Raw genomic sequence first — 15,627 nt, 5'->3', positions numbered from 1 at the left:
TTCGCGTTCCGCTTACCCTTGCACCACTTGAATCACATTGCGTACGGACTGCGCGGATTTGTCCATAGCAGCCTTCTCCGCCTCGGTCAGCTCGAGCTCGATGATCTTCTCGATCCCGTCGCCGCCGAGAATAGTCAATACGCCCATGAACAAGCGGTCGTAGCCGTACTCCCCTTCGAGCAAGGCGATCGTCGGCAGGATGCGCTTCTTGTCCTTCAGAATCGCTTCCGTCATCTGCACGAGCGAAGCCGCCGGCGCATAGTAGGCGCTGCCGTTGCCGAGCAGCCCGACGATCTCGCCGCCTCCCGTCCGGGTGCGCGCTACGATTGCCTCAATGCGATCGGCCGGGATCAGCTTCTCGATCGGCACGCCGCCCACGTTCGTGTAGCGAACGAGCGGCACCATGTCGTCGCCGTGGCCGCCGAGTACGACGCCGCGTACGTCCTCGACGGAGACGTTCAGCTCCTGCGCGATGAAGGTGCAGTACCGAGCCGTGTCGAGCACGCCGGATTGGCCGATGACGCGGTTCTTCGGGAAGCCGAGCGTCTCGAAAGCCGCATACGTCATGGCGTCGACCGGGTTGCTGAGGATAATCACGATTGACTCAGGGCAATACTTCTTGACGTTCTCGCAGACCGATTTCACGATGCCGGCGTTCGTAGTGACGAGGTCGTCGCGGCTCATACCCGGCTTGCGGGCGATGCCGGCGGTGATGATGACGATGTCGGAGCCTACGGTGTCTTCATAGTTGGCCGTACCGATAATGTTGCTGTCGAAGCCTTGAACCGGGCTGGCCTCAAGCATGTCGAGCGCCTTGCCCTTTGTTGGGTTCTCCAATGGAGCGATGTCCAACAGCACGACGTCGCCCAATTCTTTTTGCGCAAGCATCAGGGCGGTCGTAGCCCCGGTGAAGCCTGCGCCGACAACGGAAATTTTTCTGCGTTTGATCGCCATGGAGTTATGGCCTCCTATTGAAAAAATGGTTTATATAGATAAATGGGCCCGGTTAGCGTAAGGCAGCTCCCCGGGTCCATGCATCCTAATCCTAGTCCATATTCTTGATGACTTCGTTCGCGAACTCGGAGCATTTCACTTCCGTCGCGCCTTCCATCAGACGAGCAAAGTCATAGGTAACGGTTTTGTTGTTGATCGACTTCTCCATGCCCTTGTAGATCAGGTCGGCCGCTTCCAGCCAGCCCAGGTGCTCGAGCATCATAACGCCGGACAGTGTAACGGAACCTGGGTTCACGACGTCCAGACCTGCGTACTTAGGAGCTGTGCCATGAGTCGCCTCGAAGATCGCGTGGCCCGTCACATAGTTGATGTTCGCTCCAGGAGCGATCCCGATGCCGCCTACTTGCGCAGCCAGAGCGTCGGACAAGTAGTCGCCGTTCAGGTTCAGCGTCGCGATGACGTCGAAGTCGGTCGGACGAGTCAATACTTGCTGCAGGGCGATGTCGGCGATGGCATCCTTCACGAGGATTTTGCCTTCAGCCAGTGCGGCCTTTTGAGCGGCGTTGGCAGCGTCTGTTCCTTGGTCCGCTTTGATGCGGTCGTATTGCTCCCAAGTGAACACTTTGTCGCCGAACTCGCGCTCAGCCAGCTCATAGCCCCAGTTCTTGAAGGCACCTTCGGTGTATTTCATGATGTTGCCTTTGTGCACGAGGGTTACGCTCTTGCGCTTATGCTCGATCGCATACTCGATCGCAGCGCGGATCAAGCGCTCGGAGCCTTCCTTGGACACCGGCTTGATGCCGATACCGGAGGTTTCAGGGAAACGGATTTTGTTAACGCCCATTTCCTTCTGCAGGAATTCGAGCACTTTCTTCACTTGTTCGGAGCCTTCTTGCCACTCCACGCCTGCATAGATGTCCTCTGTGTTTTCACGGAAGATGACCATGTCGACCAGCTCAGGGCGCTTAACCGGGGAGGGGACGCCATTGAAGTAGCGAACCGGACGCAAGCAAGTGTACAGGTCGAGCTCTTGGCGAAGAGCGACGTTCAGGGAGCGGATCCCGCCGCCTACTGGAGTTGTCAAAGGTCCTTTGATCGCCACGATATATTCGCGAACGGCGGTCAGCGTGTCGGCTGGCAGCCAGCTGTTATACTGGTTGAATGCTTTCTCGCCGGCAAACACTTCGTACCAAGCGATTTTTTTCTCGCCTTTATAAGCTTTCTCTACGGCTGCATCCAGTATGCGCTTGGAAGCCGCCCAGATGTCAGGACCTGTACCGTCGCCCTCGATGAATGGGATAACCGGGTTGTTAGGGACTTGCAGTTTGCCGTTCTCAATCGTGATGCGTTCGCCTTCAGTCGGAAGGGAGTATTGTTCGAATTGTGGCATGAATGATTCCTCCATATATTGTATTGGAAAATGACCGCAAAAGAACGGGGGTATCGGAAAAGCCGTCCGAAACACCCGTTGGGCTTAGCGGTAAGAAGCTGACGGATAAGGATGCGGAGCGGAACCGTAATCGCCGGATTAGCGGTTCTCGATCGGAACGTACTTCTGATTCACCGGACCGGTATACTCGGCGCGCGGGCGAATCAAGCGGTTGTTCTCGTATTGCTCCAAAATATGAGCCGTCCAACCGGACACGCGGCTGATCGCGAAGATCGGCGTGAACAGGTCGCGCGGAATCTCGAGCGAGGTGTACACGGAAGCGGAGTAGAAATCGACGTTCGGCTTCAGCCCTTTTTGACCGGTAACCATATCCTCGATCTTGATCGACATGTCGTACCAGCTCATGTTGTTCGTGATTTTGCCGAGCTCGTGGGACATCTTCTGCAGATGCTTGGCGCGAGGATCTCCGTTCTTATAGACGCGATGGCCGAAGCCCATGATCTTCTCTTTGTTCGCAAGCTTCTCGCTGATGTAGGCTTCGACGTTGTTCACGCCGCCCACTTCCTCGAGCATCGCCATTACGGCCTCGTTGGCGCCGCCATGAAGAGGGCCCTTAAGTGCGCCGATAGCGGACGTGACGCCGGAGTAAATATCGGACAAAGTAGCGACCGTAACGCGAGCGGCGAACGTGGAAGCGTTCAGCTCATGGTCGGCATGCAGCACGAGAGCCTTGTCCAGCGCTTCAACCGCAATCGCTTCAGGCTCCTTGCCAGTCAGCATATATAAGAAATTGTAGGAGATCGAGACGTCGGCCTTCGGAGCGATCGGCTCCTTGCCTTCACGAATTCGGGCGAATGCGGCGACAACCGTCGGCAATTGCGCTTGCAGGCGGATCGCCTTGCGGAGATTGGCTTCACGGCTCATGTCGCCGGCTTCCGCGTCATACAGCGCGAGCGAGGAAATGGCGGTGCGCAGGGCAGCCATCGTGTTCGTGTTCTTCGGATACAGCTTGATTTGCTGGACGACCGAGTCAGGGATCGCGGCGCTGTCGCTCAGCTGGCGGCGCAGCTGATCGAGCTCGGATTTGGTCGGCAGGCTGCCGTACCAGAGCAAGTACGCGACCTCTTCGAACGAGGCGTTCTCGGCGAGATCGTCGATATCGATGCCGCGGTACGTAAGGACGCCGTCGATGATCGAGCTGATCGAGGACGTTGTCGCTACGATGCCTTCGAGACCTTTAGTTGCAGTCATACGGTTTATCGCTCCTTTGTGGTAAAATAAGGTTCTAACAACAGGTTATAACGGGTTATAAACAGAACCGATAAGATTAGCGGCGAGTGCTAAGAAAAGCTTATCAGTTACTATGATAAATGATTTTGACCCAGAAGTGAAGAAAAGGGGATATAAAACTTCATTATCAGCGCAATTAATCTTTTTTTGATAGAATAATGGTATAATTTGCAGTTCGGAGGAAGTTACAGGATGAATTCTACAAGAAGCGGCATTATCGATATCGGCTCGAACTCGGTTCGACTCGTTATTTATGAACAAATCGCACAAAGCGCGCATCGCGTCATTGACGAGAGCAAACACTCGGCGAGGCTGAGCGAGAAAGTGGCGGCGGACGGCACGATCCCCTTGGACCGGCTTGATCCGCTCGTCCGGATCTTGAACGATTTCCGGCTGCTGTGCCAGGCGCACGGAGTCGGGAAGATCCGTGCCGTCGCTACGGCGGCGGTGCGCAATGCCGTCAATTCGGACGCCATCGTCGCTCGGCTGGAGCAAGAAACCGGCTTCTCGATCCAAGTGCTGAGCGGCGAAGAGGAAGCGCAACTCGGCTTCATCGGCATGATCAACACGATCGATGTGTCAGACGGCTTCGTCATCGACATCGGCGGCGGCAGCACGGAGATATCGCTGTTCACCGGACGCCGAGTGCTGCATAGTGTATCCTTGCCGTTCGGAGCCGTCAATATGGCGAAGCGGTTCGCCACCCCGGAAGACGGCAGCATGGGTCCGGAACAGGCGAAGAAGCTGGTTGAAGCGGTGGAACAAGCGCTCACAGAGGAGCCATGGCTGCGAGGCGGCTTACATCTCGGACTGCCCCTGGTCGGTCTGGGAGGCACCGTTCGCTCACTGTGTAAAATCGACCAAAAGGCGCGCAAATATGCATTGGACACCGCCCATAACTATGAAATGACGGCAGATTCGGTCGAGAAGTGGCTGGACAAGCTGGCCGAACTCCCGCCGGACAAACGCAAGAAGGTCGAAGGCTTGTCCGGCGATCGAACGGATATTATTGTGCCCGGCTTGCTCATTCTGCACACGGTTTTCAGGCATATCTGCGCCTCGCATTACGTCGTCAGCGGCGCGGGGCTTCGGGACGGGCTGTTCTTCGTCATGGAGTACCCGGAATCGCCGATTTTCCCCGACGTGCTCGACTACAGCGTCCGCAACCTGCTAGCCCTGCATCCGTCGGTCCCCGTCCCGCATGTGGAGCATGTGCATCGGCTGGCCTCGCAGCTATTCGACCAGTTGGGCATGGGAAGCGAATTCGGCGCGCGGGCGAAACGGTATTTGCAAACCGCCGCCCTGTTATACCGCATCGGAGTGACGGTTCATTATTACAGCTATCACAAGCATACGTTTTACTTGATGGCGCACGCGAGGATCGACGGCTTGACCCATCGGGAAATCGTGTTATGCGCGCTGATCGCCACCTACAAGCTCAAGAGCAAAAGCCGTCCGCCCGCAACCGGCTACACCGAGCTACTGGAGGCGGACGACATGATGCTCGTCTATAAGTTAGGGTCGATACTTCGACTGGCCATCGCCCTCGACCGCAGCGAAACTCAGCCGATCCGCCAGGTGAACGCTCGGGTCGTGAACCAGGAGCTGCAGCTCGACTGCATCTGCACGCAAGCGCCGGACATCGAGCTCCGCGAGCTGAAGCAAGCGGCCAAGGATTTTAATAAAGTGCTGGGCCTCCGGCTGAACGTCAAGACTCAAGCCTTTTCCAGCTGACGATATCCTGCGCCTCGAACTGGCTGCGGAACGGCGTCAGCTCGTTGTGAATGCGGACGTACTGGCCGTTCGACTGCAGCTGGCGCGCCTTGACGTTGTCGTCGAGGCTGAGCCGCAAGATGCGGATCAAGATGCCCTTCAGCTTCGGATCGAGCACCGGGCACATCAGCTCGATGCGGCGCGTCAAGTTGCGCGTCATCCAGTCCGCGCTTGACAGCCACACCTCCTGCTCGCCGCCGTTCTCGAAGCAGAACAGACGGCTGTGCTCCAGAAACCGATCCACGATGCTGCGCACTGTAATCCGCTCGCTAAGACCCGGCACGCCCGGCTTCAGACAGCAGACGCCGCGGACGATCAGATCGATCTGAACGCCGGCCTGCGACGCCGTATACAGCCGATCAATCATCTCCTGATTGGACAGCGAGTTCATTTTGGCGACGATACGGGCAGGCTTGCCGGCAGCCGCATTCTCCGATTCCCGTTCGATCAGGCTGAACAGCTTCGATTTCATGTCGGCCGGCGCCACGGCGAACGCCTTCCAATTATGCGGCGCCGCATAGCCGGTAATTTCATTGAACAAGACGGAGGCGTCTTCCCCGATTGACGGAACGGTGGTGAAGTAGCCGACATCGGTATACAATTTCGCCGTGCTGCCGTTGTAATTGCCGGTGCCCACATGCACGTAACGGCGAAGCTCGTCCCCTTCCTGCCGGACGACCAGCGTAATCTTCGCATGTGTCTTCAGCCCGACCAGCCCGTATACGACATGGCAACCGGCCTTCTCCAGCTTCCTCGCCCAAGCGATGTTCCGCTCTTCGTCAAATCTTGCCTTCAGCTCGACAACGACGGTTACCTGCTTCCCGGCTTCCGCTGCCTGCGCCAGCGATTGGACGAGCGCCGAGTTTCCGCTGACGCGGTACAGCGTCATCTTGATCGCAAGCACCGCCGGATCCAGCGCCGCTTCTTCAATAAAATCGTCGACCGCGAGGAACGACTCGTACGGGTGGTACAAGAGCACATCCCGCTCACGCAGCACATCGAACACACTGTCGCACTGCTCGAACTCGACCGGGTATTGCGACTCGACCTTCGGATAGCGGAGCTGCTCGAACCCTTGTAGCGAGTTTGCGAACTTCATGAGGCAGCTCAAGTCAAGCGGGCCGTCGACGTAGACGATTCGTTCCCCCACCTCGAACTCCTCTTGCAGCAGCTCCAAGGCATAGGGGTGAATCCCTTTCTCCACCTCCACCCGAACCGGCGACCCCCATCTGCGATGGCGGAGCTTCTTCTCAATCTCCTCCAGCAAATCTTCGGCCCCTTCTTCATTGAGCGTCAGATCCGCGTTGCGCGTCATCCGGAAGGAATGAACCGCCGTCGGGATGTACCCCGGGAACAGCGATTGGATATGCACTCGAATCAATTCCTCGAGCATGAGAAATTCTTTCTTCACGCTGTTCGAACGCCCCAGCACTTGTACGGTACGGGATAAGTTCGAGGGGACTTGTACAATCGCAAAATAAGGCTCTTCCTCCGGTTGCTCGCCTTCCCGTTCCAACACTACCGCGAGATACAAGTGGAGGCTGTGCACAAGTGGAAACGGCCGGCTTTGGTCCACGGCCATCGGGGTCAGAACCGGATATACGATTTCGTGGAAATACTGGTCCATCTGTTTTTTCTGCGTCGTATTCAAATCTTCATATTCCGTGAAAATGAGCCCTTCCTTCACAAGCGCCCGGTGCAGCTCCCGCAGCGTCTTGTACTGCTCCTGCACCATCTTGCCCGTGCGCTTCATGATCCGGAGAATTAATCCTTCCGGCGAGTAGCCGGTAAAATCAGTCTTCGTATAGCCCGCCTTCAGTTGATCCTGCAGACCCGCCACCCGGACGCTCATGAACTCGTCGAGATTGGTAGACACGATAGCCAGAAACTTGGCCCGCTCCAGCAGTGGGGTTGTAGGGTCTTGGGCTTCCTCCAGCACTCGTCGGTTGAACTCGATCCAGCTTAAGTCGCGATTAATATAGTCGAATCCGGCGGTTCGCCTCCCTTTGATCGGTTTTGCCTCGAGCAATGCCTGTTCCATGAAAAGTCCCTCCAGACCAGTAGTGTACATACTACCAGTATGGAGGGGGATTGTTTTCGCGATATTAATGTTTTGTAAAACAGATGTTTACGTTACGCAGAAAAGTTAACAAGCTGGTATTCCCTAGTATGCGATTACGTCGTCGATGCTATACGATTGCTTATAGGAGTCAGCGCCTATTTGAACCTCCGGCGAATGTCGAATCGGTAGCATTCATAATGTGATGCCGTCGTTTAACCAATCCTCTTGAATCGCCATTTCCTTTGCAACTTCCTTCGCCATTTGATACATATTCGATTTAGGTTCGAATACCGTATCTCTCGTGTACCCTCTGCTGCCAAAGACAAGACACATCGCGGCTCCACCGAAAAGGACAACTTCTCCTTCTTCTCCGGCCCCCTGCAGCTTTGCATTCAACCTAAAGAAACAATTTTCTATCAGATCTCGATCAAGATTGACGATGTCTGACATCCCTTCAGCCTCCTAAAGTTTGTATTCCCATTTTCGCGTCTGATATCAGATACATTACGAAAAGAACCCCCGCCAACATAGGCGAGGATTTGTTCCGTCAGCGCGTGGGAGGCAGGAAGAGGGGAGCTACGATGGAACTCCTCTTCCCGCTTGTTCCAATAGAGCGTATAAATCCGGGGCTTCCTTGCTCACGCGGACGGGCTTCCAGTCCCGGTTGACCCAAATATGCTTCGTGCCGCCGCTCACCAGAAGCTCGCCTTCCGGCTTGTCGGCGAAACCGGACGGCTCAGCGTCGGTCTCCGACTCGCGCCGGATTTGCGACTCAAACCGCACCATCAGGGAGCTGAATTCAGCTACACGGGTCCAGATCACGATGAGATCGTCATAACGCGCCGGCGCTTTGAACTTCGATTCCAGCTCCACCACCGGCAGCAACAGCCCCCGCGCCTCCAGCTCCCGATATGGCAAACCAAGCTCGCGGATCAACTCGGTCCGCCCGAGCTCGAACCAGTTCAAGTAGTTGGCATGATACACGACGCTCATCTGATCCGTCTCCTGATAGCGTACTCGCAGCCGGTGGGTGAACCACCTCGGATGTTGCTCGGTCATCTGTCTGCCCCCCTCTTCCCTTGCACTTTGCTCCTATTGTACAAGGAACCGGCGCAAAGCTCAAAGCACGCGCAGGTCAGCGCTACTCAATCAAGTCCTTTCATGAAGGAAGCGCCGGTCGAGACCAACCGGCGCATTTCCTCTTTTATTTTTTTTGGCTGTTGTACCACTGGGTCGCTTCATCGATCGCCTTTTCGCCGCCTTTTTTCTTCCATTCGGCAACGTAGCTGTTGAAGCCGGAATCAAGCGGTACTTTGCCTGTGATGACTTTGAGCAGCATATCGAGGAACAAGCTTCCAGCCCCGTAGTCGAGCTCCGGATTCGTGCGGATTGCTTCCGGAGCCGGCATGTTGATGGATATGTCGTCCCATTGGTTTTTCTCGATATACTCCAACCCTTTCTTCAACACGTTCAGATCGACCGCACCGGCGGCTTCTACAACCGGGATGTCCATGCGCGTATCGCCCGCTTGGTTGAGGGACGCCTGATAAAACCCGCTCTCGCCGTTTTTATTGAACTCGCCGGCTGGGTCCCACTTTACTTTGCCGTTCACTTCCGTATAGTTCCGGTCTTTAATGCCGAATTCGTGGAACTTCGTCTTGATCGGGTCATCCGAGAACTGCCAATCCAGAAATTGAACGATGCGCTCCGGATTTTTGGCTGTGCTTATGATCACGTCGACCTTCGAGATACCCAGACCTCTAGGCTGTAAATAGTTGTTGCCGTCGGCTTGTTTGAAGCCCGGGAGCAGACCGAGCTTCACGTCCTTGTTCTCGAAGTTCGCCTGCCCCCAGCTCGAGCCGATATTCCGCAAATCGTGGCTCCAAACAGCCGCACGGCCGTTCTTGATCATGCTCGTCCAGTCGGCGTCCTTCGCGTTGATGAAGTCTTTATCGATGTACCCCTTGTCAAACAGCTGCTTGTAGAAGCCAACCGCTTCTTTCATTTTTGGATTGACGATATCCGGCGTATATTTGCCGTCCACCATCTGCCAGGAGCCCGGGAACAGCTTATACATGGCGAAAAAAGCGTTGCTGAACCCGAAACCGCCGCGCATCGCGTAGCCGACTTCGTCGTGTTTACCGTTGCCGTTCAAGTCGGTCGTCTTCACTTTCTCGAAAAAAGCGAGGAACTCTTCGGCGGTTTCCGGTTGCTTCGTTATGCCCAGCTTGTCGAGATAATCCTGACGCACGTAGAGAGCAGTCGGGCTGATCGGGTTCACGAGTGCAGGTATACCATAGATTTTGCCGTTCTGACTGACCCGAGGGGAGTCCCAAACGTATGGCGGGATTTTCTTTTTCAAATTAGGGCCGTATTTGTCGATCAGCTCGTTCAGTTGCAGGAACACGCCGTTCTGTATGGCTGTCGGATGGCCTTTGTCCGATATTGAAGTGGTGGAGACCACTTCCGGAACGTCCCTGGAGACGAACCGCACGGTCAACTGCTGAGAGTAGTCGGCAGACGGCAAGTATTCGAATTGGATTGTTGTCGGTTTTTTGCTGTATTCGCTGAACAAACGGGACATTTCTTTCACATAGAGGTTCTCCTTAGCACCTGCAATCGACTTGATATACGCGTTCCCGCCGTCGTTGTGCATGATCGTGAATGTATAAGGAGAATTGTCTTCCGGCTTGGAGCTGGCGCCCGGTTCATCCGAGTTTTTGCCGCATGCGGCCAGCACGGGGGTTGAAGCCAGCAGGACTGCCGCCGATAGGGCGAGGACTAATCGATTTGCCATGTTTTGATTTCCCCTTTTCTTATACAAAGGAAAGTCCGTCTGGGCAGCCAGCTCTTTTATACTACGAATCGTAACCTATCTTAAGACGTTCTAATATGTTTTTTTATGTTGCACTATGTCATTTTTTGCATCTATTTCATTGTTCGAAATACACATATTATGTTCGAAAAATGCAAGTGAGTGCAAAAAACCCGCCAGGCACTAGCGCCAGGCGGGCGATCGGTTACTTCGCGCTTACAGGACTTTGGCTTGTCCGGTGTAGATGACGCCGATCTCGGCGTATACGGTCACTTCCATGCCATCGTGCATGAGGCTAAGCGCATTGTTCACTCCGACGATGACCGGAATGCCGAGGCTTAAGCCGACCACGGCTGCATGGGACGTGATGCCGCCGACTTCGGTGATGACGGCGGACGCTTGCTCGAACGCCGACATGCACTCCTTGTCCGTCGCCGTCGTCACAAGGATCGCACCGGGCTTCATCTTCTCGACCGCTTCCTGCGCGGTGCTGGCGACGACCACGATGCCGGTCGCCGATTGGCTGCCGATGCCTTGGCCCTTCGCGATCATCTCGCCGACATGGTGCACCTTCATCAGGTTCGTCGAGCCGGAACGGCCGACCGGCACCCCGGCGGTGATGATGACAAGATCGCCTAGACGGATCAGCCCGGACTTCATCGTGCTGTCCACCGCCTGCTGGAACATTTCGTCCGTGTTGAGGGCTTCTTCGCCCTTGATCGGCACGACGCCCCAGATCAGGCACAGGCGGCGCATCACTTGCTCGTTCGGCGTAACGGCTACGATCGGCGATTTCGGCCGATACTTGGACACCATCCGTGCCGTATAGCCGCTCTCCGTCGGAGTGATGATCGCCTTCGCCTCTAGATCGAGTGCGGAATTCGCCACGGATTGGCTGATCGCTTCCGTAATCGTGCGCTGCTGCGCGGAGCTTTGCTTGATGAACATCTCGCGGTACTCGAGCGCTTGCTCGGCGCGCTCCGCGATGCGCGACATCGTTATGACCGACTCGATCGGGTACTTGCCGGCCGCCGTCTCGCCGGACAGCATGATCGCGTCCGTGCCGTCGAAGATCGCGTTCGCTACGTCGCTCGCTTCCGCGCGCGTAGGCCGCGGATTGCGTTGCATCGAGTCAAGCATCTGCGTCGCGGTGATAACCGGCTTGCCGACGAAATTGCCTTTGCGAATCATGTTTTTCTGAACGAGCGGCACTTCTTCGGCAGGAATCTCCACACCCAAGTCGCCGCGCGCGACCATCAGCCCATCGCTCACTTCCAGAATTTCGTCCAAGTTGGCGACGCCTTCCTGGTTCTCGATCTTGGAGATGATCTGGATATGAGGCGCATTGTAGCGTTCTAGCAGCTGGCGGATTTCCATAACGTCGCTCGCCTTACGGACGAAGGAAGCGGCGATGAAGTCGATCCCCTGCTCGATGCCGAAAATAATGTCGTTCGCGTCTTTCTCCGTAATGCCCGGCAGCGAGATGCTGACGCCCGGGACGTTGACGCCCTTCTTGCCTTTGATCGTACCGCCGTTCACGATGCGGCATTCGATCTCGCTGCCGCGAATCTCAAGCACCGACAAGCCGATCAAGCCGTCGTCGATCAGAATCGTCGATCCTACATGTACGTCTTTAGGCAAATCCTTGTAAGTCACGGAAATGCGCTGGTTATCGCCGATAATTTCTTCGGTCGTCAAGATCAGATGCTCGTCCTGCACCAGCTCGTACGAATCCGCCTGCAGCTTGCCCGTCCGGATTTCCGGTCCCTTCGTGTCGAGCAGAATCGCAACAGTCTTGTTCAGCTCCAGGCAAGCTTGGCGGATGTTGCGGATTCGATTGCCGTGCTCCTCGAAGTCGCCGTGAGAGAAATTCAGACGCGCTACGTTCATTCCGGCGCCGATCAGCTGCTTCAGCATCGGCAGCGATTCGCTGGATGGCCCGATCGTACAAACGATTTTGGTTTTACGCATAGCTACTATGTTCTCCTCCTGTATTTTCCCAACATAAAGGGGCCGGTAAATGTACCGGCTCCTCTATAGGGACCCCTATCGGTATATATAAAAGTTTGGTTAACGCTGTTCCACGAGCTCCTGCAGGAACGAATAACGGCCCATCGCCCGGAACTTGCGGTACCGGTCTTCCTGCAGCTCCGCCCCGCTCATCGCGCGCAGCTCCTGCATATTGCGCCAGAGCGCGTCCTTCATCCATGCGGCCTGCTGCTCCGGATCCCGGTGGGCTCCGCCCCGAGGCTCGCGGATAATCTCGTCGATGACCTTGAAGCCGAGCAGGTCGGTCGCGGTAATCTTCATCCGCTCTGCCGCTTTCAGCGATTGGGTCGCATCCTTGTACAAAATCGTGGCTGCCCCTTCCGGACTGATAACGGAGTATACCGCATTCTCCATCATCAGCACTCGGTTGCCGACGCCGAGCGCGAGCGCTCCGCCGGAGCCGCCTTCGCCGATGACAACACAGATGACCGGCACGCGGAACCCGGCCATCTCCAGCAGGTTGCGGGCGATCGCTTCGCCGGCGCCGCGCTCCTCCGCTTCCGTATCGGGAGCGGCGCCCTTCGTATCGAGGAACGTCACGATCGGACGCCCGAACTTGTTCGCCTGCTGCATGAGCCGCAGCGCCTTACGGAACCCTTCCGGATGCGGACTGCCGAAGTTGCGGGCGATGTTGTCCTTCGTATCGACACCCTTCTGATGCCCAACAACAGTAACGGGGATGCCGTTCAGCTTGGCGATGCCGCCGACAATCGCCAGATCGTCGCGAAACGCCCGGTCGCCATGGAATTCAATGAAATCGGTAAACACACGATTGATGTAATCCAAAGTCTTGAGCCGCAGCGGATGGCGGGCGATCTGGAGCTTCTCTCTGGCCGAGAGGCCGGCATAGAGCTCTTCCTCCAGCTTGGAGTAGCGCTCCTCCAGCTTGGCGATTTCGTCGGTGAAATCGATTTGCTTGTCATTGCCGAACTTCTTCAATTCGTCGATCTTGCTGCGCAGCTCCACAAGAGGACGTTCAAAAGGCATGTCAGACATGCGTCCCGACTCCCTTCTTCGCTGCGACCGGCGGCTGGTGCAAGTCCAGTATTTTACCGATCGTCGCCTTCAAATCTTTGCGGTGCACGACTTTGTCGAGCTGGCCGTGCTTCAGGTTGAAGTCGGCCGTCTGGAAATTGTCGGGCAGCTTCTGACGGATCGTCTCCTCGACGACCTTCCGCCCGGCGAAGCCGAATCTCGCTCCGGGCTCCGCCAGAATAATGTCGCCCAGCATAGCGAAGCTAGCCGTCACGCCGCCATAGGTCGGGTCGGTAATGACGGAGATGTACAGGTTGCCGTTGTCATGAAACCGCGACAGAGCCGCACTTGTCTTGGCCATCTGCATGAGGCTGAAAATGCTTTCTTGCATACGCGCACCGCCGGATGTGGAGAAAATGAGAAGCGGATAGTTTTTCTGGATCGCAGCTTCTATCGCTCTCGTAATCTTCTCGCCGACAACCGAACCTAGCGTGCCTTGGAAAAAGTCAAATGTAATGACGGCCACCACAACCGGAAAGCCGCCAATCGTACCTTCACCTGTAATAACGGCGTCGCGCAAGCCGGTCGTTCCCATCGAACGGGACAATTTGTCCTCGTATCCTTCGAATTCTAGCGGGTCTTCCGACACCATATCGCTGTCATACTCAAAAATACGTCCGTCGTCGAGCGTGTACTCGATCCGTTCCATCATGCTCAAATTGTGGTGATAGCCGCACTCCGCACATACCTTCAGGTTCTTCTCCAGCTCTTTGCTGTATTGAATCTTGTTGCACTTGGGGCACTTGCTCATGATGCCTTCGGGGATTTCGCGTTTGGTTTTCTCCGAGGGAATGGTTGCGTATTTCCTTTTCTTCTGAAAAAAGTCTTTTAACACTTTTACACCTCACCAATCCGTTGTCAGACTGCGCGGCAATCCCTCTTATCCGTGCAGGATTGCATTCAGCACTTCCTGAACTTCTTCCAGCTCGCCTTCAGGGACCAATATCTCGTATTGATGCTTCGACAGGCTGATCGGACGCAACTGAACGAGGAAACCTTCTTCCGTCAGCTTCTGCTTGATACGCTCTGCGATCTTGGCTGTAGGAGCAATATATATTACGGTCCACATGGCTTCTAACAACCTCCCTGACTACGCCACTCAAGCCGGTACATTGTTTCAATGATATCATACCTTCGGTTTTTCCCGCAACAAAGCGGGTTGTCGGGCTTCTATGGTCCGAGGGCACGGCGGCGATAGATTGTCAGAGGGCCAGTCCAGATGAGCTCTATGTATAAAACGGCTGAAAGCAGAGAGAAACTCAGGCGAGTACGCAAGGGTTTCCTGCAACTTCCAGTCGTCGGGACGCCGCGCGGCGTCATCGGCTCAATTGCCTTGCGCCGTCTCTGGCGCGTAGTCGGTGACGTTCTTGTTCTGATGCGCGATCCGGGCGGATGCCGCGGCGGCGAGCCCGCACACCAAGTCGTCCAGGAACACGTGGATGCCTTGCTCCTGGTTGTTCAGGTCGCGGATGATGCCGATCTTCTGCTTGTCGAGGTAGCCGAAGCTGGTGAGCCCGATCATCCCGTATACATGCACGATGCCCAGCGCCAGCGTCTCATCGACGCCGTACAGCGGCTCGTCGTGCTCCATAATTTCTTGCAGCGGCTGGGGCAGCAGCCTGCGCTCCGCCAGCTCGTCGAGCGCGATGCCGGTATATAAAGTGAATTGAACCTCTCGCTTGTTCAAGACGGCCAATACGCTTTCCGCGCACTCTTCCTTCGTTAGGGCATTGTTGTAAGGCAACTGCAGCGTTAATACAATCTCCGCGATATCATTCAATGTGACGCCGCGTTTGGCAAGCATTTGCAGGGCCAGCTGATTCGACATGTGCACTCCTCCTACTTAGGCTTGCCAGCCACAGGGTGACAAACCGTGTCTAACAAATGTATGCGGGAGGCGTGCGAAATGTTCCGACAAGCTTGGCTCCTATTTGACGCGGGCGGTGCCACCGCCCATGACCGCCTCGATCGCTTGGATGAGCGGCGGCGACGGCTTGACGCGGTATTGGTCGCCGAGCGCGAGCAATCGCTGCTCGCGTTCGTAGAACAGCACGACCGGCATGAAGCCGGAGTGCTGCTGCAGTACGCCCTGCAGGCGCGTCAAGAGCTCGGCCGTCTCGCGGTCCGCGGCGATCTTGACGAACAGCCGCTGCGTCTTGGCGGTGGGGCCGCCGGAGGCGGAAGCGCTGGCGGCAGGGCCGCCGGAGCCGCCAGCGGCGCGGCTGGCCCGACGGCCGGCGCCGGCTGGCGCGCTCGGCG

Annotated in this window: 14 protein-coding genes; 1 reads left to right on the top strand and 13 read right to left on the bottom strand. The window is 56.2% G+C overall.

All coding sequences use genetic code 11. The annotated features are described in order from the left end of the window. Window positions 1–12 precede the first annotated feature (12 nt). The 3 genes from mdh to citZ form a co-directional block, all read right to left on the bottom strand. Entirely contained in the window at window positions 13–954 is a 942-nt protein-coding gene (gene mdh, locus PKO02S_RS11475; protein ID WP_127582803.1) for a malate dehydrogenase, read from the bottom strand. 91 nt (window positions 955–1,045) lie between these two features. After that, window positions 1,046–2,344: an NADP-dependent isocitrate dehydrogenase gene (gene icd / locus PKO02S_RS11470; protein WP_127582801.1), complete on the bottom strand. Its 1,299-nt coding sequence runs from the start codon at window positions 2,342–2,344 to the stop codon at window positions 1,046–1,048. Between the two features lie 138 nt (window positions 2,345–2,482). Beyond that, the gene (gene citZ, locus PKO02S_RS11465) at window positions 2,483–3,595 is read right to left on the bottom strand and encodes a citrate synthase (RefSeq protein ID WP_127582799.1); all 1,113 of its coding nucleotides are present in this window, start codon (window positions 3,593–3,595) and stop codon (window positions 2,483–2,485) included. Window positions 3,596–3,826: 231 nt separating this feature from the next. Here citZ and PKO02S_RS11460 point away from each other — a divergent pair, with 231 nt between their 5' ends. Next, on the top strand, window positions 3,827–5,368 hold the full coding sequence (locus PKO02S_RS11460) for a Ppx/GppA phosphatase family protein (protein ID WP_127582797.1): 1,542 nt from the start codon (window positions 3,827–3,829) through the stop codon (window positions 5,366–5,368). Here the strand turns inward: PKO02S_RS11460 and ppk1 are convergent. The 10 genes from ppk1 to PKO02S_RS33860 all read right to left on the bottom strand — a co-directional run bounded on the left by ppk1 (window position 5,343) and on the right by PKO02S_RS33860 (window position 15,430). Beyond that, a complete protein-coding gene (gene ppk1 / locus PKO02S_RS11455) occupies window positions 5,343–7,448 on the bottom strand; it encodes a polyphosphate kinase 1 (protein WP_127582795.1) in 2,106 nt (701 codons plus the stop codon). The two genes, PKO02S_RS11460 and ppk1, sit on opposite strands and share 26 nt — an antisense overlap. A gap of 213 nt (window positions 7,449–7,661) precedes the next feature. Further along, complete coding sequence (locus tag PKO02S_RS11450; protein ID WP_127582793.1) at window positions 7,662–7,919, bottom strand: hypothetical protein; 258 nt, start codon at window positions 7,917–7,919, stop codon at window positions 7,662–7,664. Window positions 7,920–8,045: 126 nt separating this feature from the next. Further along, entirely contained in the window at window positions 8,046–8,528 is a 483-nt protein-coding gene (locus PKO02S_RS11445; protein ID WP_127582791.1) for an acyl-CoA thioesterase, read from the bottom strand. A gap of 145 nt (window positions 8,529–8,673) precedes the next feature. After that, window positions 8,674–10,266, bottom strand: a complete 1,593-nt coding sequence (locus PKO02S_RS11440) for a type 2 periplasmic-binding domain-containing protein (protein WP_127582789.1) — start codon at window positions 10,264–10,266, stop codon at window positions 8,674–8,676. 234 nt (window positions 10,267–10,500) lie between these two features. Beyond that, complete coding sequence (gene pyk, locus PKO02S_RS11435; RefSeq protein ID WP_127582787.1) at window positions 10,501–12,255, bottom strand: pyruvate kinase; 1,755 nt, start codon at window positions 12,253–12,255, stop codon at window positions 10,501–10,503. 99 nt (window positions 12,256–12,354) lie between these two features. Further along, window positions 12,355–13,329 carry an acetyl-CoA carboxylase carboxyltransferase subunit alpha gene (locus PKO02S_RS11430; RefSeq protein WP_127582785.1) on the bottom strand — a complete coding sequence of 325 codons (975 nt, stop codon included), beginning with the start codon at window positions 13,327–13,329 and terminating at the stop codon, window positions 12,355–12,357. Next, window positions 13,322–14,203, bottom strand: a complete 882-nt coding sequence (gene accD, locus PKO02S_RS11425; RefSeq protein ID WP_127582783.1) for an acetyl-CoA carboxylase, carboxyltransferase subunit beta — start codon at window positions 14,201–14,203, stop codon at window positions 13,322–13,324. Before accD ends, PKO02S_RS11430 begins: the two co-directional genes overlap by 8 nt. A gap of 45 nt (window positions 14,204–14,248) precedes the next feature. Further along, complete coding sequence (locus PKO02S_RS11420) at window positions 14,249–14,437, bottom strand: glutamate decarboxylase (RefSeq protein ID WP_127582781.1); 189 nt, start codon at window positions 14,435–14,437, stop codon at window positions 14,249–14,251. A 255-nt stretch (window positions 14,438–14,692) separates the two neighbouring features. Continuing rightward, window positions 14,693–15,196 (bottom strand): phosphatidylglycerophosphatase A family protein, encoded by a 504-nt coding sequence (locus tag PKO02S_RS11415; protein ID WP_127582779.1) that lies wholly within the window; start codon window positions 15,194–15,196, stop codon window positions 14,693–14,695. A 99-nt stretch (window positions 15,197–15,295) separates the two neighbouring features. Next, window positions 15,296–15,430 (bottom strand): hypothetical protein, encoded by a 135-nt coding sequence (locus PKO02S_RS33860; RefSeq protein ID WP_373865206.1) that lies wholly within the window; start codon window positions 15,428–15,430, stop codon window positions 15,296–15,298. Window positions 15,431–15,627 lie beyond the last annotated feature (197 nt).

It is taken from the genome of Paenibacillus koleovorans NBRC 103111, from assembly GCF_004000845.1.
Lineage (GTDB): Bacteria > Bacillota > Bacilli > Paenibacillales > NBRC-103111 > Paenibacillus_AA > Paenibacillus_AA koleovorans.
The sequence above is the reverse complement of the archived record's forward strand: the minus strand, read 5'-3'. Positions and strand labels throughout refer to the sequence as shown.

Coding starts and splice junctions, on each gene's coding strand:
- mdh (WP_127582803.1), bottom strand. CDS start 954: ATGGCGATCAAACGCAGAAAAATTTCCGTTGTCGGCGCAGGCTTCACC.
- icd (WP_127582801.1), bottom strand. CDS start 2,344: ATGCCACAATTCGAACAATACTCCCTTCCGACTGAAGGCGAACGCATC.
- citZ (WP_127582799.1), bottom strand. CDS start 3,595: ATGACTGCAACTAAAGGTCTCGAAGGCATCGTAGCGACAACGTCCTCG.
- PKO02S_RS11460 (WP_127582797.1), top strand. CDS start 3,827: ATGAATTCTACAAGAAGCGGCATTATCGATATCGGCTCGAACTCGGTT.
- ppk1 (WP_127582795.1), bottom strand. CDS start 7,448: ATGGAACAGGCATTGCTCGAGGCAAAACCGATCAAAGGGAGGCGAACC.
- PKO02S_RS11450 (WP_127582793.1), bottom strand. CDS start 7,919: ATGTCAGACATCGTCAATCTTGATCGAGATCTGATAGAAAATTGTTTC.
- PKO02S_RS11445 (WP_127582791.1), bottom strand. CDS start 8,528: ATGACCGAGCAACATCCGAGGTGGTTCACCCACCGGCTGCGAGTACGC.
- PKO02S_RS11440 (WP_127582789.1), bottom strand. CDS start 10,266: ATGGCAAATCGATTAGTCCTCGCCCTATCGGCGGCAGTCCTGCTGGCT.
- pyk (WP_127582787.1), bottom strand. CDS start 12,255: ATGCGTAAAACCAAAATCGTTTGTACGATCGGGCCATCCAGCGAATCG.
- PKO02S_RS11430 (WP_127582785.1), bottom strand. CDS start 13,329: ATGTCTGACATGCCTTTTGAACGTCCTCTTGTGGAGCTGCGCAGCAAG.
- PKO02S_RS11420 (WP_127582781.1), bottom strand. CDS start 14,437: ATGTGGACCGTAATATATATTGCTCCTACAGCCAAGATCGCAGAGCGT.
- PKO02S_RS11415 (WP_127582779.1), bottom strand. CDS start 15,196: ATGTCGAATCAGCTGGCCCTGCAAATGCTTGCCAAACGCGGCGTCACA.
- PKO02S_RS33860 (WP_373865206.1), bottom strand. CDS start 15,430: ATGCCGGTCGTGCTGTTCTACGAACGCGAGCAGCGATTGCTCGCGCTC.